The organism is Serratia sp. NA_13 (genome assembly GCF_052691735.1).
The window spans coordinates 174484-191516 of the sequence record NZ_JBQZFV010000002.1 but is presented as its reverse complement, the minus strand read 5'-3'; the positions used below and the strand labels follow the sequence as shown (position 1 = coordinate 191516).

Annotated in this window: 15 protein-coding genes; 4 read left to right on the top strand and 11 right to left on the bottom strand. The window is 53.4% G+C overall.

Annotated elements, in window-relative coordinates:
- Window positions 1-180: 180 nt before the first annotated feature.
- Complete coding sequence (locus ACUTSU_RS04410; protein WP_445649713.1) at window positions 181-642, bottom strand: Lrp/AsnC family transcriptional regulator; 462 nt, start codon at window positions 640-642, stop codon at window positions 181-183.
- A 123-nt stretch (window positions 643-765) separates the two neighbouring features.
- Between ACUTSU_RS04410 and ACUTSU_RS04405 the strand changes: the two genes are divergently transcribed.
- Window positions 766-1710 carry a DMT family transporter gene (locus tag ACUTSU_RS04405; protein ID WP_445653810.1) on the top strand — a complete coding sequence of 315 codons (945 nt, stop codon included), beginning with the start codon at window positions 766-768 and terminating at the stop codon, window positions 1708-1710.
- Window positions 1711-1755: 45 nt separating this feature from the next.
- Here ACUTSU_RS04405 and cof read toward each other — a convergent pair whose 3' ends face one another.
- Window positions 1756-2580, bottom strand: coding sequence for an HMP-PP phosphatase (cof, locus tag ACUTSU_RS04400; protein WP_445649711.1), 825 nt, complete (start codon window positions 2578-2580; stop codon window positions 1756-1758).
- A gap of 103 nt (window positions 2581-2683) precedes the next feature.
- Here cof and ACUTSU_RS04395 point away from each other — a divergent pair, with 103 nt between their 5' ends.
- The gene (locus ACUTSU_RS04395) at window positions 2684-4411 is read left to right on the top strand and encodes an SgrR family transcriptional regulator (RefSeq protein ID WP_445649710.1); all 1728 of its coding nucleotides are present in this window, start codon (window positions 2684-2686) and stop codon (window positions 4409-4411) included.
- A 118-nt stretch (window positions 4412-4529) separates the two neighbouring features.
- Window positions 4530-5228 carry a 7-cyano-7-deazaguanine synthase QueC gene (queC, locus tag ACUTSU_RS04390; RefSeq protein ID WP_445649709.1) on the top strand — a complete coding sequence of 233 codons (699 nt, stop codon included), beginning with the start codon at window positions 4530-4532 and terminating at the stop codon, window positions 5226-5228.
- Between the two features lie 35 nt (window positions 5229-5263).
- On the opposite strand, the gene ACUTSU_RS04385 is transcribed toward queC, so the two are convergent.
- From ACUTSU_RS04385 to bolA, 9 genes are all read right to left on the bottom strand, one after another.
- Window positions 5264-5677, bottom strand: a complete 414-nt coding sequence (locus ACUTSU_RS04385) for an acyl-CoA thioesterase (RefSeq protein ID WP_017891839.1) — start codon at window positions 5675-5677, stop codon at window positions 5264-5266.
- 155 nt (window positions 5678-5832) lie between these two features.
- A complete protein-coding gene (locus ACUTSU_RS04380; RefSeq protein WP_445649708.1) occupies window positions 5833-6222 on the bottom strand; it encodes a ComEA family DNA-binding protein in 390 nt (129 codons plus the stop codon).
- 139 nt (window positions 6223-6361) lie between these two features.
- The gene (gene ppiD, locus ACUTSU_RS04375) at window positions 6362-8248 is read right to left on the bottom strand and encodes a peptidylprolyl isomerase (RefSeq protein WP_445653809.1); all 1887 of its coding nucleotides are present in this window, start codon (window positions 8246-8248) and stop codon (window positions 6362-6364) included.
- 182 nt (window positions 8249-8430) lie between these two features.
- On the bottom strand, window positions 8431-8703 hold the full coding sequence (gene hupB, locus ACUTSU_RS04370; protein ID WP_017891836.1) for a nucleoid-associated protein HU-beta: 273 nt from the start codon (window positions 8701-8703) through the stop codon (window positions 8431-8433).
- A 216-nt stretch (window positions 8704-8919) separates the two neighbouring features.
- The gene (lon, locus tag ACUTSU_RS04365) at window positions 8920-11274 is read right to left on the bottom strand and encodes an endopeptidase La (RefSeq protein ID WP_135315388.1); all 2355 of its coding nucleotides are present in this window, start codon (window positions 11272-11274) and stop codon (window positions 8920-8922) included.
- A 195-nt stretch (window positions 11275-11469) separates the two neighbouring features.
- The gene (clpX, locus tag ACUTSU_RS04360; protein WP_445649706.1) at window positions 11470-12741 is read right to left on the bottom strand and encodes an ATP-dependent protease ATP-binding subunit ClpX; all 1272 of its coding nucleotides are present in this window, start codon (window positions 12739-12741) and stop codon (window positions 11470-11472) included.
- 162 nt (window positions 12742-12903) lie between these two features.
- Window positions 12904-13527 carry an ATP-dependent Clp endopeptidase proteolytic subunit ClpP gene (gene clpP / locus ACUTSU_RS04355; protein WP_012005535.1) on the bottom strand — a complete coding sequence of 208 codons (624 nt, stop codon included), beginning with the start codon at window positions 13525-13527 and terminating at the stop codon, window positions 12904-12906.
- A gap of 573 nt (window positions 13528-14100) precedes the next feature.
- Window positions 14101-15405, bottom strand: a complete 1305-nt coding sequence (tig, locus tag ACUTSU_RS04350; RefSeq protein ID WP_445649705.1) for a trigger factor — start codon at window positions 15403-15405, stop codon at window positions 14101-14103.
- 366 nt (window positions 15406-15771) lie between these two features.
- The gene (gene bolA, locus ACUTSU_RS04345; RefSeq protein ID WP_012005533.1) at window positions 15772-16086 is read right to left on the bottom strand and encodes a transcriptional regulator BolA; all 315 of its coding nucleotides are present in this window, start codon (window positions 16084-16086) and stop codon (window positions 15772-15774) included.
- A 355-nt stretch (window positions 16087-16441) separates the two neighbouring features.
- Between bolA and ACUTSU_RS04340 the strand changes: the two genes are divergently transcribed.
- Window positions 16442-17020, top strand: coding sequence for a lipoprotein (locus tag ACUTSU_RS04340; RefSeq protein ID WP_012005532.1), 579 nt, complete (start codon window positions 16442-16444; stop codon window positions 17018-17020).
- The last annotated feature ends 13 nt before the right edge of the window (window positions 17021-17033 follow it).

Below are 17033 nucleotides of genomic sequence, written 5' to 3'. Positions count from 1 at the left end.
TCAAGCCGCAGTGTTGTTTCCTGCACTCGCTCACCCCAACGATTTACCGGAGTATGCGTCTGGGAATGAGCGAGCTGGTTGCCTAGCTGCAACTTGAAATTCAAAGTGTCTTGGTTTTGTCTCTCGTTCTGCCTCAGCAGAGTAGGATACCACCGTTACTTTGCCAATTTGGTGAACTTTTCACTCAGGAACCGGCAGTGCGGTGGTGTATTTGATTTTTTCCATCGCGAAGCTGGAAGTGACATCGATCAGCCCCGGCACGCCGTTCACCAGACGCTTGTAAAAGCTGTCATAACTTTTCATATCTGCCACTTCCACCTGCAACAGGTAATCGTACTCTCCCGCCATACGATAGAACGCCAGCACCTCCGGCATCTGCTTGGTCAGTTGCACAAACTGTTGATACCACTCGCTGCTGTGCTGCTGGGTTTTGATCAGTACAAATGCCGTCAGGCCCAGGCCAAGCTTTTCGTTATCCAGCAGCGCGACTCGCCCACGGATATAACCTTCTTCTTCCAGCCGCTTGAGCCTTTTCCAGCAAGGTGTTGACGTCAGATTGACCGCGTCGGCCAGCACCTGCAGGGGTTGCGTACAGTCCTGTTGCAGCATGCACAGTAATTTACGGTCTGTTTTATCTAACATATCGTCAACCAGGAGAATAATTTTCTCTCATTAGGCGATTAAACAGGGAAAATTGCAATCTTTTTTCCTCATCATTCACGTACTCTATTCTTCATTGTCAATAATGTTCAACAGGACACCGATATGGATAACAAGCTCAAGAAGATCGGGATCATTGCTATTTTGTTTACTCTGGTCGCACTGACTTGGGGAACTACCTGGATGGCGATGAAAATAGCAGTCAGCGTCATCCCACCGATTTACGCCACTGGGCTGCGTTTTCTGGTGGCTGCGCCACTCTTGCTGCTGTTGGCTTATTTCACCCGGACTCCACTACTTTTTCCGAAAGGGAAGCGCGGGTTCCAACTCTTGGTTTGCGTCGCCTATTTTGCCATTCCCTTTACGCTGATGATTTATGGCGAGCGCTATGTCAGTTCAGCATTGGCTTCAATCATTTTTGCCAATATGCCTGTCGCGGTACTTATGGTCTCCGTTATGGTATTAGGGGAACGGATCAGCATATCGCAGTTAACAGGCTTAATTATTGGCGTTATTAGCTTATCCGGCATCTTGTTGCTGGAATCGACCGGCAATGGGGAAAACCGATGGCCTGGCATTGCCGCCCTGCTGGCGGCAGTATTCATTCATGCTGTTATGTATGTATTGTGTAAAAAGCACGGCCAGAAGATTTCAGTACTGACCTACAATGCCTTACCTTGTCTGGGTGCCGGCATCTTACTGTTTACTTTGGGCTATTTTACGGAAAAACCGGACACCAGCTTGTTTACTCCCTACGCTCTGTTATCAGTAGGATATCTCGGCCTGGTTGCGGGAGTTTTTGGCATACTGGCCTACTTTGCCTTGCAGCAGCGGGCATCGGCATTCCAGGCCTCACTGGTATTCCTGGTGTTTCCTTTGATTGCTATTACCATCGAAAAACTTGTCGATAAAACGACTATCACTAACACATCTTTATGGCTGATCGCTCCGCTGTTAATCGGCATTCTGATGACGCTCTATACCACCAGGAACGTGAAGCAGCCAAGCCCAAACACGAAAAACAAGCCTCAGTTAGAGGTCTCGCCATAATAAAAAAAGCCGGGTAAGTCATACCCGGCTGCGGCCAATAAAGCATCATAATTCGGGGGAATAGGTGAGGTAGGGTGAACGCAGCCAATGTTGCAAATAGTGGGCCACCGCCTGCTGTTCGCAGTGGCCGATAACCGGTAGCTGTGGCAATAGCGACTTTAGCTGTGGCAGGGCATTGCCCATCACCACCCCGTGCCCTACCGTCGCCAGCATTTCCTTATCGTTCATCGCATCACCAAACGCCATACAGTCCGCCATCTTCAGCCCCAGATGGCGGCTCAGCATATCCAGCGCCGAGCCCTTGTTGCAGCCCAGTGGCAAGACTTCCAGGCATTTATAAGCCGAGAAACAGAGATCGACCCGCGCTGCAAACTGCTGGCGCAGCTGCACCTGAAGTTTCAGCAGTTCCTCATGCGGCCCAACAAAACAAACCTTGCTGTTGCCGAACACCGGTAAACGCCGCAGTTCGGCAAGCTGGTAATGGAAGCCGCTCAGGTGGTGGGCCTGCAACATTTCCTCCGGCAGCGCAAACTCGGTCATCCAGCCTTCATCACGGAAAACGTGCATGCTGGCGTCGGTATGCCAATGGGTATGCAGCACCTCTTCGGCAATATCGGCCGGCAAATCGGTAGCCTGCAGTTGCTGCCCCCGGTTGTCATAGACCCGCGTACCGTTGCCGGTAATCAGATAACCCTGCAAGCCTAACTGCGCCATGATCGGTTGCACATCAAGATAGTGGCGCCCGGTGGCGAAAGTCACCACCATCTCACGTTCAAGGAGTTGTTTTAGCACTGCCAGTGTCTCCGGCCCGACCCGGTGGTCCGGTGTCAACAAAGTGCCATCCATATCAAAAGCCGCCAGGCGATACATAAAAACCTCGTGAATGTGAAGGCGATTACAGTCCCAGCAGTATGGGATGGTATTTACGGAAGTAATAGTGAACAATTCCGGAAAACTGTTCCGGATTTCCTTCATGCGCCTGACCCACCGCCTCAGCCAGTATCAACGCCTGTACCAGCAACTCGGTGGCACGCCGGTCGCCATTACCGTTGGCGAGCTGGCGGCGATGTTCTATTGCAGCGAACGCCATGCCCGCACGCTGGTGCAACAACTGCAGGAACAGGGCTGGCTGAGCTGGCAGTCACAGCCCGGGCGCGGTAAACGTGCGCACCTGCACTGCCTGAAAACACCGGATGAACTACGTGCAGCCCATCTGCAAAAGTTGCTGAAGGAGGGCGATCATCAGGGGGCGCTGGAAATGGCGCAGTTGGATCCACAACATTTGCAGGAGCTGCTCAGCCCACATCTCGGTGGGCAATGGCAGGCCGGCAGCCCAACGCTGCGTATTCCCTACTACCGCACGCTCGAATCGCTGGATCCGCTGACCCTTACCGGCCGCGCCGAACAGCATTTGGTTGCCACCCTGCATGCCGGGTTAACGCGGTTTATTACCGGTAATCCCGAGCCGCAATCCGACCTGGCCCACCATTGGCAAATCAGCCATGACGGCCTGCGCTGGCAGTTCTTTCTACGCAGCCAATTGCGCTGGCACAACGGTGAGCCGTTGACCGGCCAGCAACTGCTGCAAACGCTGGAAAAACTGCAGCAGCATCCTCGCAGTCAACCGAGCCTGGCCAACGTTGCCGCTATCAGTCTTCCCCATACGCTGTGCCTGCAGTTTGATTTGCAGCACCCAGACTATTGGTTGGCGCACCGGCTGGCGGAGTTGCCTTGTCTGCTGACCCATCCGGAGGCTTCGGGCATGGGAGCCGGCCCGTTTAAGCTGACGCTGAACCAACCGCACCTGGTCCGATTGGAACAACACCCGTTTTACCATTTGCAGCATCCTTTTCTTGAGAGCATCGAGTATTGGATCACTCCCGAGCTGAACACCGGTGAAGCTTATACCAGTTGTCAGCATCCGGTACGCATTACCCTCGGTCAGCAAGAAGAGATGGCATTGGCGCGGCCGGTACAGCGCAGCATGAGTCTGGGTTGGTGCTATCTGGCGCTGAATTTGAAGCGCGACGTGCTCAGCGAGGCTCAGGGGAAAAAACTGCTGATGCTGATCCAGCAATCCGGTTTGCTGGCCAATCTGCCGGTGCCCAACAGCGTCATCACCCCCAGCAGTGAGATGCTGCCCGGCTGGGCAATTCCACAGCATCAGGTTGACGAGGATATTGCCCTGCCCGCTAAATTGACGCTGTTGTATCGGCCACCGGTAGAACTAGAGACAGTCACTGTGGCCTTGCAACAGCTGTTGGCACAACACGACTGCGAGCTGGAGCTGCGCTACTACGCAGGTAAACGCTGGCAAAGCGCCGAACAAATCGAACAGGCCGATCTGCTGCTGGCGGATAATCTGATTGGAGAGTCACCGGAAGCCACGCTGGAAAGCTGGCTGCGGCAAGATACGCTGTGGCGCGGTATCCTGCCAGACGCTCGCTGGCAACACCAGCAACAAACACTGCAACAGATCCAGCAGCTCCCGGTACAGCAAGCGCGTTACCAGCAATTGAAAGATTATTATCAGCAGCTTATGGCGGCGGCGATCATCACTCCGCTGTTTCACTATCAGTATCAAATCAGCGCGCCGCCGCGCATTCATGGCGTCACCCTGACGGCCCATGGTTGGTTCGATTTCTGTCAGGCCTGGCTGCCGCCGCCGGTGGAAAATTCGACTCCTCCATCAACCGGCTGAATCTGCCCGGCACAGCGGTATGCCACCATTTCTGCTACCATTGCTGCCGCAACGCATTTTTATCTTACCGCCCGAATGTATATCGGGTAGGGTCTCAGCAATAAATTGAGGTTATTTTATGAAGCGCGCGGTTGTCGTTTTCAGCGGTGGACAAGATTCCACGACCTGCTTGATTCAGGCATTGCAACAGTACGACGAAGTTCACTGCGTCACCTTTGACTACGGCCAGCGTCATCGTGCCGAGATTGAGGTGGCTCAGGAACTGTCAGTGGCCCTGGGGGCCAAGGCGCATAAGCTGTTGGACGTAGGCCTGCTCAATGAGCTGGCGATCAGCAGCCTGACCCGTGACAACATTCCGGTTCCCGCCTATGACAGCACGCAGAGCAATGGGTTACCGAGCACCTTTGTGCCGGGTCGCAACATTCTGTTCCTGACGCTGGCGGCGATTTATGCCTATCAGGTCGAAGCTGAAGCGGTGATCACCGGCGTGTGTGAAACCGACTTCTCCGGCTACCCAGACTGTCGCGACGAGTTTGTCAAAGCGCTGAACCAGGCGATAGTGCTGGGCATCGCCCGCGATATCCGCTTTGAAACGCCTTTGATGTGGCTGAACAAGGCAGAAACCTGGGCACTGGCAGATTACTACCATCAACTGGAGCTGGTGCAGCAGGAGACTTTGACCTGCTACAACGGCATCAAAGGCGATGGCTGCGGTGAATGTGCGGCCTGTCATCTGCGCGCCAACGGCCTGCAGCAGTACCAAATCAACAAGGCCGAAGTGATGGCGAGCCTGAAGCAAAAGACCGGGCTGGCCTAATTGAATAACGGCGACACAGCTTGCCGGTCGTTGCTTTACCTGTCTTCCAGCGGCGTGAGCACCTGCAGGTGTTCGCGCAGTTGCCCCTCAATCGGCAATGCCCGCTGGGTTTTCAGATCGACACAAACAAAGGTCAGCAATGCATCTGCTACCGGAGCCCCGCTGGCATCCTGCGAGACCTTCTGGCTCAACACGCCGCTTTTGCCGTTTAGCTGTACCATCTGGCTGTCAATGCGTAACTTGTCGCCCAATACCGCTGGGGTGCGATAGTTAATGTTGATGTTCACCACGATAAAGGCGATGTTGTTTTCCGTCATCCAACGGAAGCCTTCCTGGTTCTCCAGCCAATCCCATCGCGCCTCCTCCAGGAACTCCAGATAACGGGCGTTGTTCACGTGCTGATAAACATCAAGATGATAACCACGGACTTTGATAAAGGTCTGGTGCATAGGTGACAACAGCTCCTGCCTGGTGATTACAGAAAGAAGGAGCCGCAAGCGACTCCTTCACCCATTTGGTCAAGGTGCCAAACTGGTAAGACCTGTAAAATGTAGCAGAGGAAAAAGGGCTGCATTATCACTTTGCCACACAGCCGTGATCGAAATCACATTTTGAGCCGCGTGCGATTCCTTTCAAACAGGGCTGGCCCAATGCCCGGTACTTCCTGAAGCTGCTCAATCTGCGTAAAGGGGCCATTCTGCTCACGGTAGCGCACAATGCTCTCCGCTTTTTTCAATCCAACTCCCTTGAGTATGCTGGCCAGTTGTTCGGCATCCGCCTGATTGATACTGACCGATACCTCATCATTGGCAGCCACCACGGCCTCTGCGCCTTGCCCTGTATTAGCCGCCGGTGCCGAGAGCACCGGTTGCCCGGTAACCGCTTTTTCTTCCACGGCCAAAGAAGGCCCGCTCAGGCAGAGCAGTGCCACGGTCAGCAAGGCTTTGAAGCTAAAGCCACTCTCATTTATCGCTTTTATTTCTGTAGGTTGCATGCTGTATCCTCCTTGTGTGTAACAGCAAGCTCACCTTGCCGCAGCGAAGACACTTCAGCAATTGGCGGATTTCAGATATGGAAAAGGCCGCGAAAGCGGCCTTTGAGGATTACATTGCGTTGCAGAAAACTGCGGCGCTTTACTGAGGTTGCTGCTGCTCAGCGGCACCCATGGTGATCTTGGCTTCTTTGCGCAGGCTGGCCAGCAGAGAGTCAAAGGACACGCCAGTCGCACCTTCTTCCATCTTGCTGACGAAGGTTTTCATTTCTTCAGCCGGCAAGGTGCCTGGCTTCACGGCATCCAGCGCAATCAATACCACGTTGTCCTGACGGTCCTGCGACATGCCATAAACCGGCTTGCCTTCCTGCGGATGCGGCAGCGCGAACACGCTCTGCACCAACTGGCTGTCTTCCGGCGCACGCGCCATCTTCTGCACACTGCCAAAGCTCAGCCCGGCGGCTTTCATCGCCTCGTCGCCCTTACCCTGTTTCAGCTCAACCAGCAGCTTCTCGCCCTGCAGTTTGGCTTCCTGTTCCGCTTTGTTGCGCTTGACCAGTTCTGCCACGCGATCTTTCACCTGGTCAAACGGTTCAATGCCCTCTGGCTTGTGGCCAGACACGCGGATCACGAAGGCACGGTCGCCATCAACGGTGATCACGTCGGAGTTGCTGCCCGGAGAGCCGCCTTCACCAATCAGGGAACCGTCGAAAATCGACTGAATGACCGGTTTGAAGTTCAGCGCTGCCGGGATGTTGTCGCGGGTAAACCAGTCGGTCTGCACCGCCTTCACGCCTGCGGCCTCTTCGGCCGATGCCAGAGACTCGTTATCGCTGGTTGCAGCTTCACTCACCTTCTGTTGCAGTGCGTAATAAGCATCTACCGCTTTCTCCTGCTTAACCTGCTTGGCGATAGCGTCACGCACTTCGCTCAAAGGTTTGACTTTTTCCGGTTCGATGTCGTTCAGGCGGATCACCAGATAACCTACCGAAGACTTCACGACGCCGGAAAGCTGGCCTTTTTCGGTCAGGTTAGCCTGCTTGAGTTCGTCTGCAGTGGTGTCCGGCTCCAGCCAGCCCAGTTCACCGCCGGTACGGCGTGAAATGATGTCGGTGGATTTGTCTTTCGCCAGGGCGGCAAAATCGCCGCCTTTTTTCAGTTCATCCAGTACCGCATTGGCTTCCGCCTCGGTTTTCAACTGGATCACGCTGTAGTTCTTGCGCTCAGGCTGGCCGTAGCTGCTTTTGTGCTGGTCGTAATAGGCACTGATATCCACGTCGGCTATCGTCACCTTGTCTTGCATAGCAGCGGCGTCCATTGGGATGTAGCTTACTTTGACCTGTTCTGGCGCAATAAAACTGTTCTTGTTCTGGCTGTAGTAGTCTTTCAGCTCGTCGTCGGTCACGGTCTGCTTGGCCTGCAACGCTTTCAGATCCAGCGTAGCCAAGCGCACATCGCGCTGTTGCAGCACCAGTGCCGTCATATCCTGAACTTCGGCAGGCAGAATGAAGCCCGAACCGCCAAAGGCCTGGATCACCTGCTGGTTAACCAGCTGCTGGCGCATTGACTGTGCAAAGTTATCGGCGGTGTAACCCATGCGGCTAATCAGATCGAGATATTTAGCGTTATCGAACTGGCCGTTAGTCTGGAAGTAAGGCGCCTTGCGGATGGCATCTTTTACCTGATCGTCGCTGACGCCCAGGCCTAATTTCTTAGCATATTGGTCCAACAGCATGTTGTCGATCAACTGAGACAACGCCTGATGGCGCATCTGCTGCATATAACCTTCGTTGCCCGCCAGTGCAGAGAACTGGTCACCCAGCTGTTGCTGCATGCGACTGCGTTCGCTTTGGAAAGCCTGTTCCAGCTGAGCGCGCTCGATCACCTGACCATTTACTTTCGCTGCATAATCGCCGGAACCGCCGATCAGGTAGTTACCCACCCCGGTCAAAATAAATGACAAGATGATCAGGGCCAGGATGATTTTGAGCACGACGTTATTAGCTGCCGCGCGTAAATTGTCCATCATAGTGTGACAACACTCCGCTGTGATGTGGATTAAAAACACCCTTGCGCAGGCGCGTTCCCTGCGACAAAAATAAAAAAAGCGCATCAATCTGATGCGCCTTATATCTTACCTTACCAGCACCGTTGCGTCAGGTGATTGTTTATTACAAAGCCCTGTAACGCTAAACGGTTAGACGCAAACAATCAGTTTACTGCGTCTTTCAGCGCTTTCCCTGCACGGAAGGCCGGAACTTTGGCTGCCGCGATTTTGATCTCTTTACCGGTTTGCGGGTTACGACCGGTACGGGCCGAACGTTCACGCACGGTGAAGGAACCGAACCCCACCAGGGCCACGTCATCCCCTTCCTTCAAGGAATCAGTAACGGATGCAATCACTGCATCTAAAGCACGTCCAGCTGCCGCTTTGGAAATATCAGCACCTGCGGCAATTTTGTCGATCAGTTGTGACTTATTCACTCTATCATCCCCTCTAGAATTCAAACGTCGCACCGAAAAATCCCTACGGTTGCGACAGCGCAGCTGTTATATCAATCCCATCGTGCCTTGGCAAGCCACCGTAAGCGTGACAAAACGCGGGCCGACAGCTGTCTAACTTAGCGGTACAAAAAAAGACTGGCAAGTCCGAAATGACTTGCCAGCATAAGTTTTATCAATGGTTTTTGCGATACATCACTATTTTGCCGCTACCGGCAGTGCGCCGAAGGCCGGATTGAGCAACGCAAGGTCCAAAACTTCATCAATTCGCTGCACCGGATGAATATCCAGATCGGCGATAACATTGGCCGGGATCTCTTCCAGATCGCGTTTGTTTTCATACGGGATCAGCACGGTTTTGATGCCGCCGCGATGTGCCGCCAGCAGTTTCTCTTTCAGGCCACCAATCGGCAGAACCTGACCACGCAGTGTGATCTCACCGGTCATCGCCACATCGGCACGAACCGGGTTACCCGTCAGGCAGGAAACCAGCGCGGTACACATCGCAATACCGGCGCTTGGGCCATCCTTAGGTGTAGCGCCTTCCGGCACATGCACGTGAATGTCGCGCTTCTCGTAAAAATCAGGGTTGATACCCAATTTATCCGCACGCGCACGCACCACGGTCAGTGCAGCCTGGATAGATTCCTGCATCACTTCACCGAGCGAGCCGGTGTAGGTCAGCTTGCCTTTACCCGGTACGCAGGCGGTTTCAATGGTCAGCAGATCGCCACCCACTTCCGTCCATGCCAGACCGGTAACCTCGCCCACACGGTTTTCGGTATCCGCACGACCGTAGTCGACACGCTGCACACCCAGGTAATCTTTCAGGTTGTCGCCGTTGATCTCGATATGCTTGAGCTTCTTGTCCATCAGCAGCGTTTTCACCGCTTTACGGCACAGCTTGGAGATTTCACGCTCCAGGCTACGCACCCCGGCTTCGCGGGTGTAGAAGCGAATAATGCCGGTAATGGCGCTGTCGTCGACCGTCAACTCACCTTTTTTCAGGGCGTTACGCTCTAGTTGCTTCGGCAACAGATGCTGCTTGGCAATATTGAGTTTCTCGTCCTCGGTATAGCCGGACAAACGGATCACTTCCATACGATCCAGCAACGGCGCAGGAATGTTCATCGAGTTCGAGGTCGCCACGAACATCACGTCGGACAGATCGTAATCCACTTCCAGATAGTGATCGTTAAACGCCACGTTCTGTTCCGGATCCAGCACTTCAAGCAGTGCAGAGGCCGGATCGCCACGCATGTCGGAAGACATCTTGTCGATCTCATCGAGCAGGAACAGCGGGTTCTTCACCCCAACCTTGGCCATTTTCTGGATCAGTTTGCCCGGCATTGAACCGATATAGGTACGGCGGTGACCGCGGATTTCCGCTTCGTCACGCACGCCACCCAGCGCCATACGCACATACTGGCGGCCGGTCGCTTTAGCGATCGACTGACCCAACGAGGTTTTACCCACGCCAGGAGGCCCTACCAGGCACAGGATCGGCCCTTTGATTTTGCTTACACGGCTCTGTACTGCGAGATACTCAAGGATACGGTCTTTGACGCGCTCCAAGCCGTAGTGATCGATATCAAGCACTTCCTGCGCCTTGAGCAGGTCTTTTTTAACCTTGCTGCGCGCATTCCACGGCACCTGCAGCATCCAATCGATGTAGCCACGCACCACGGTTGCTTCCGCAGACATTGGCGACATCATTTTCAGCTTTTGCAGTTCCGCTTCGGTTTTTTCACGCGCGTCTTTCGGCATTTTCGCCGCTTCGATCTTGCGCTTCAGCGCTTCATGCTCGTCCGGCGCATCGTCCATCTCGCCCAGTTCTTTCTGAATCGCCTTCATCTGCTCATTCAGATAGTACTCGCGCTGACTTTTTTCCATCTGTTTTTTGACGCGATTGCGGATGCGTTTCTCAACCTGCAGCAGGTCGATTTCCGATTCCATCATCGCCATCAGGTATTCAAGACGCTCGGTGATATCGAACATCTCCAGTACCGACTGCTTGTCGCTGAGCTTCAGCGGCATGTGCGCGGCGATGGTATCCGCCAGACGCGCAGCATCGTCGATGCTGTTCAATGACGTCAGCACCTCCGGTGGAATTTTCTTGTTCAGTTTGATGTAACCTTCAAACTGATTGATTGCAGTACGTACCAGCACTTCTTGTTCACGCTCGTCAATCGCGGGTGACTCAAGATATTCTGCCTGGGCAGCAAAATGCTCGCCGCTGTCGGAAAGCGTAGTAATACGCGCCCGCTGCAGGCCTTCGACCAACACTTTTACCGTGCCATCAGGCAATTTCAGCATTTGCAGGATCGACGCTACCGTGCCGACTGAGAACAAATCATTAATGCCAGGTTCATCCGTTGAGGCCTCTTTCTGTGCCACCAGCATGATCTTTTTATCGTGATCCATTGCTGCTTCGAGGCACCGAATCGATTTTTCCCGGCCAACAAATAACGGGATCACCATGTGCGGATAAACCACCACGTCGCGCAACGGCAACACGGGGATTTCAATGCGTTCGGAACGCTCAGGGTTCATAGAGCTCTCTCTTAAGTTTAACTTCCGCCAGGTTGAGGGGGAATCTCATGAGACGCAAGCATCAAACGTTTCACAAAATCTGGTTAATGAGTATATGGGGATGAATCTCTTACATTCAACGGCAAGAATGCAGGAAATAAAAATGGGGGATAAAATCCCCCATTTTGACATTAACTTTCTGGTTTGACTGGCTAATTATTCGCCTGAAGCCTGTGCTTCCGGTTTGCCGTAAATCAGCAACGGTTTGGACTGGCCGGCGATAACCGACTCGTCGATCACCACTTTGTCGACGCTTTCCATTGAAGGCAGGTCATACATGGTGTCCAGCAGTGCGCCTTCCACGATAGAACGCAGGCCACGTGCACCTGTTTTGCGTTTCATCGCCTTTCTGGCGATGGCGTTCAGTGCTTCTTCACGGAATTCCAGCTCCACACCTTCCAGATTGAACAATGCCTGATACTGTTTGGTCAGGGCATTTTTCGGCTCTTTCAGGATCTGGATCAGCGCATCTTCGCTCAGCTCACTCAGCGTGGCCACGACCGGCAGACGACCGATGAACTCCGGGATCAGGCCAAACTTGATCAGATCTTCCGGTTCAGCCTGCAGCAGCAGTTCACCTTCGGTCGCTTTCTCAGACTCACCCTTCACGGTAGCGCCAAAACCAATACCGGCACCAGTATTAACGCGCTGACCGATCACTTTATCCAGGCCAGCGAATGCCCCGCCGCAGATAAACAGGATTTTCGAGGTATCAACCTGCAGGAATTCCTGCTGCGGATGCTTACGGCCACCCTGAGGGGGAACGGCAGCAATAGTGCCTTCGATCAGCTTCAACAGCGCCTGCTGCACGCCCTCACCCGAAACGTCACGGGTAATGGACGGGTTGTCTGACTTACGAGAAATCTTATCGATTTCATCGATGTAGACGATGCCGCGCTGGGCTTTCTGCACGTCGTAGTCACATTTCTGCAGCAGCTTCTGGATAATATTCTCCACGTCCTCACCCACATAACCGGCTTCGGTCAGCGTGGTGGCATCGGCCATGGTGAAAGGCACATCCAGGAAGCGTGCCAGCGTTTCTGCCAGCAAGGTTTTACCGCTACCGGTAGGACCAATCAGCAGAATGTTGCTTTTGCCCAACTCGATACCGTTGCTGGTATCGCCGTTGCGCAGGCGTTTGTAGTGGTTATACACCGCTACCGCCAGCACTTTCTTTGCCGGTTCCTGACCGATGACGTAGTCATCCAGGTGGTGGCGGATCTCGTGCGGCGTCGGCAGCGCGCTGCGCTCACGATGCGGTGAAACTTCTTTAATCTCTTCGCGAATAATGTCGTTACACAGGTCAACACATTCATCGCAGATATACACTGACGGACCGGCAATCAGCTTACGCACTTCATGCTGGCTTTTGCCGCAGAAAGAGCAGTACAGCAGCTTTCCTGAACCGTCTTTGCGCTTATCTGTCATCAGTAAACCTCTTCTTTAGTCTTTGTCCCGCAGGAAAATCACGGCGGCCGTGCGCCCCGAATTCATACCGGGAATGCCGATAATGCTCACCAGAGCGAGCCACGCCCGCTCTGATTACTATAGTCTATCGGCTCGCACAATTACCTCGCCAGCCGCGTGGTGTTACTTGCGGTGCGTAAGAATGCCGTCAACCAGACCGTATTCTACCGCTTCTTCCGCGGTCATAAAGCGATCGCGCTCGGTATCGCGTTCGATCTGCTCCAGTGTCTGGCCGGTGTGTTCTGCCATCAGCTCATTCATACGCGCCTTCACCTTCAGGATTTCACGCGCATGGATTTCGATATCCGTCGCCTGGCCCTGATAGCCGCCCAGCGGCTGGTGGATCATCACGCGTGAATTCGGCAGACAGAAACGTTTGCCCTTGGCACCCGCGGTCAGCAGGAAGGAGCCCATCGAGCACGCCTGGCCCATACAAATGGTGCTGACGTCCGGCTTGATGAACTTCATGGTGTCATAGATTGACATGCCTGCGGTGATCACGCCACCCGGGGAGTTGATGTAGAGGAAAATGTCTTTTTCCGGGCTTTCTGCTTCGAGGAACAGCATCTGCGCCACAATCAGGTTGGCCATGTGATCTTCGACCTGGCCGGTCAGGAAAATAATGCGCTCTTTCAGCAGGCGGGAATAGATGTCGTAAGAACGCTCCCCGCGTGAAGTCTGCTCTACCACCATCGGCACCAGGGCCATGTTAGGTGCAAATTGATCTCGTTCGCCACTGTATGACATTACCGTCTCCTAATAGAAATTGCCTTGGCGGCCAGGGTTACACCCTATTACACCGATTCTACTTGAGAACGGTCATGATGACTATGCTCAAGCATTCGACCCACGCCACACGTACCCGACGGTTTTTCTTATCCCGCGCACTCTGGCAAACAGCCTATACCCGTCATCTTTCAAGTCGCAGCGTTCAAATCTGTTCCCGACAGATTTGTCGCTCCCCCCAGTTACTTACTCGAGTAAGCGCCTGGGGATAAGCGAGCTGGGCGCCTAGCTGTAACTTGAAAGCTATAGGGTATATATACATTTTTACAGATTGGGGCCACAGTCAGAATTTCAAGCCCGGCAGAGTATTTTTAGCGGTTATCCTGCACACCCTGACTGCAAGTGATAACCATCATGCCAGACTGTGCCAAGACCAACAGTGTAAATATAGTGCATATTGTCACGCTTAACCTGAGATTAATCAGCAACGTGGCAAAAAGAAAAGCCCGCAACCGAGGGTTACGGGCTTTTTTAACGCCAGAGCCGGCAAGCCGGCCCTGAGAGCGCAACAAGTTGCGCCCTGGCATACAGACATTACGCCTGTTGAGTCTGGTTCATCAGCTCGCTGAAGGTAGTGGCTTTCTCAGTCACTTTCGCTTTTGCCAGCAGGGCTTCAACCGCTTGTTCTTCCAGAGCAACGTTGCGCATGTTGTTCATCAGCTCTTTGTTTTTGCTGTAGAACTCAACAACTTCACTTGGATCTTCGTAAGCGGAAGCCATTTCTTCGATCAGCGTTTTAACGCGCTCTTCGTCAGCTTTCAGATCGTTGGTGCTGATCACTTCGCCCAGCAGCAGACCGACAACTACGCGACGCTTGGCCTGCTCTTCGAACAGTTCGCGTGGCAGTTCCAGCGCTTGCTTCTCGTTGCCGCCGAAACGTTGTGCAGCCTGACGGCGCAGAACGTCAACTTCGCCGTCGATCAGCGCAGCAGGAACGTCGATTTCGTTAGCGCTGACCAGGCCGTCGATTGCCTGAGTCTTGATGCGGTTACGCACAGCGCCTTTCAGCTCGCGCTCCATATTCTTGCGAACTTCGGTACGCAGGCCAGCAATGGAACCATCAGCCACGCCGAAACGTTTGATGAATTCTTCAGTCAGTTCTGGCAGTTCACGCTCTTCCACTTTCTTCAGAACGATGTCGAACTTTGCCGCTTTGCCCTTCAGATTTTCAGCATGATAATCTTCTGGGAAGTTAACGTCGATGGCGAATTCTTCACCGGCTTTATGACCGACCAGACCTTCTTCGAAGCCTGGGATCATGCGGCCCTGGCCCATGGCCAGTACGAAATCAGAGGCTTTGCCGCCTTCGAATTCTTCACCGTCGATAGAACCAGAGAAGTCAACGGTCACACGGTCTTCAGCCTGAGCTGCGCGATCGGTTTCTTTCCAGGTCGCCTGCTGCTTGCGCAGGGTGTCCAGCATGGTGTCAACGTCAGCGTCGTTAACTTCAACCACCGGCTTCTCAACTTCGATGCCGTCCAGGCCTTTCAGCTCAACTTCCGGATATACTTCGAACTCAACGGCGAAAGTGAAATCTTCACCTTCTTTGTACTCGCCTGGCACGTAGTTTGGCGCGCCAGCCGGATTGATCTTTTCTTTGATGATCGCATCAACGAAGCTGCGTTGCATCGCATCGCCCAGTACGTCTTGACGAACTGAAGCGCCATAACGTTGCTCAACGATGTTCATCGGTACATGGCCTTTACGGAAGCCATCGATACGAACGCTTTTTGCAGCGTTGATCAGCTCTTTTTTAATAGCCTGCTTGATTGTATCAGCAGGTACAGTAATAGAGAGACGGCGCCCAAGGCCTTGAGTGGTTTCTACTGAAACTTGCATCTTGTTACCTCAAAAAAATCACAGTGCTCGGTCAACTCCGTTCGAAGAACCAGGACGGCTACATTACAGAACCGAGTTTCCTGATGACAGAAGTGTCCCGAAACCATTCCGGAAAAATAAGACGCGACATTATAGCGATGCAAGCGGAGCGAGTCGAGGAAAGCAAGGCAGCGGCGGCGCGCTAAAACTCACACTTTTGTCGATTTGATCGCCAAAAGGCCGCCGAAGCCGACCCGGCCTTGGCTGCATTGCACATCGGCTGTGTCGTCGTCAAAAACAGAAACGGCCCGCAGGCCGTTCCAAAATTCGTCAGTAGTAATACCCCAAATCGTGGTCAAAGTTCCACTGATACCGCAAATTTAGCCGTCAGGCCAAGGTACCGGCACCACGACAAGGGGGCGAGGCCGGCACGGTATCCTGCAACCCTTCCCACTCTTTCAGGGTGTAAGTGTGCAACGCCAGCGCATGTACACCATCGGATAACTCTTCCGACAGGACGCCGTAAATCGAGCGATGCCTCGTCAGGAAACGTTCGCCGACGAAGCGATCGCTGACCAACACCACCTTGAAATGACTTTCTGAACCCGCCGGAACGTTATGACGATAGCTTTCATCAACGACTTCCAGATACGCGGGCTCAAATGCCGCCCTTAACTTTGCTTCTATTTGCTCGCGAATCATAGGATCTCCTTACTACACCGGCAGAGGACCGTCCCCATCTATTTCAATATTAGCCTCTTTCTCCCCTTTTAGACCATTGCGCAGGTAAATTTCTCTTCTTTGCGGACAAAAAACGGCCAACATCCGTCATCGCTTGAGGTTTTTCTGATTGAGACGGTCAAAAAAGCATGTTTTTATCAACGACAGGTAAAAATTTGTCACTCCGGTGCGTTCTGCGCTTCCTCCGGCCGGCGGCGATGCTATGATATCGACAATTTGTTGTTGGCTATCCCGCTCTGATTATTACAGAAAGCTTGCTCAAGCCAGCCTCTCTATATTGGGCAGCTTAAAATCCATCGAGAATGAGACAGTAACTATGTTAAAGAAACTTTGCCTTCCACTGTTGGCCGCACTGCTGTTGGCCGGCTGTGCTACCAGCAGCAACACCCTGAACGTGACTCCAAAGATCGTGCTACCACAGCAGGATCCGACTCTGCAAGGCGTCACCATCAGTATTAACGGCGCGGATCAGCGCAAAGATCAAGCCCTGGCTAAAGTCAATCGCGACGGCCAGTTGGTAACGCTGACACCATCACGCGACCTGCGCTTCCTGCTACAGGAAGTGTTAGAGAAACAAATGGGCGCACGCGGCTATATGATCGGTGCCGACGGCGCCGTTGATCTGCAAATCGTAGTGAATAACCTGTACGCAGACGTCTCCGAAGGCAACCTGCGCTACAACATCACCACCAAGGCCGATATCTCAATCATCGCTCAGGCGAAAAACGGCAATAAACAGGTGAAAAACTACCGATCAACCTATAACGTCCAGGGCGCCTTCACGGCAACCAACGATAAAATCACTAACGCAGTCAATAGCGTACTGGGTGACGTTATTGCCGATATGGCGCAGGACACCAGCGTCAACGACTTTATCAAGCAAAACGCGCGTTAATCCGCGAACGCCT

Coding starts and splice junctions, on each gene's coding strand:
- ACUTSU_RS04410 (WP_445649713.1), bottom strand. CDS start 642: ATGTTAGATAAAACAGACCGTAAATTACTGTGCATGCTGCAACAGGAC.
- ACUTSU_RS04405 (WP_445653810.1), top strand. CDS start 766: ATGGATAACAAGCTCAAGAAGATCGGGATCATTGCTATTTTGTTTACT.
- cof (WP_445649711.1), bottom strand. CDS start 2,580: ATGTATCGCCTGGCGGCTTTTGATATGGATGGCACTTTGTTGACACCG.
- ACUTSU_RS04395 (WP_445649710.1), top strand. CDS start 2,684: ATGCGCCTGACCCACCGCCTCAGCCAGTATCAACGCCTGTACCAGCAA.
- queC (WP_445649709.1), top strand. CDS start 4,530: ATGAAGCGCGCGGTTGTCGTTTTCAGCGGTGGACAAGATTCCACGACC.
- ACUTSU_RS04385 (WP_017891839.1), bottom strand. CDS start 5,677: ATGCACCAGACCTTTATCAAAGTCCGTGGTTATCATCTTGATGTTTAT.
- ACUTSU_RS04380 (WP_445649708.1), bottom strand. CDS start 6,222: ATGCAACCTACAGAAATAAAAGCGATAAATGAGAGTGGCTTTAGCTTC.
- ppiD (WP_445653809.1), bottom strand. CDS start 8,248: ATGATGGACAATTTACGCGCGGCAGCTAATAACGTCGTGCTCAAAATC.
- lon (WP_135315388.1), bottom strand. CDS start 11,274: ATGAACCCTGAGCGTTCCGAACGCATTGAAATCCCCGTGTTGCCGTTG.
- clpX (WP_445649706.1), bottom strand. CDS start 12,741: ATGACAGATAAGCGCAAAGACGGTTCAGGAAAGCTGCTGTACTGCTCT.
- clpP (WP_012005535.1), bottom strand. CDS start 13,527: ATGTCATACAGTGGCGAACGAGATCAATTTGCACCTAACATGGCCCTG.
- tig (WP_445649705.1), bottom strand. CDS start 15,405: ATGCAAGTTTCAGTAGAAACCACTCAAGGCCTTGGGCGCCGTCTCTCT.
- bolA (WP_012005533.1), bottom strand. CDS start 16,086: ATGATTCGCGAGCAAATAGAAGCAAAGTTAAGGGCGGCATTTGAGCCC.
- ACUTSU_RS04340 (WP_012005532.1), top strand. CDS start 16,442: ATGTTAAAGAAACTTTGCCTTCCACTGTTGGCCGCACTGCTGTTGGCC.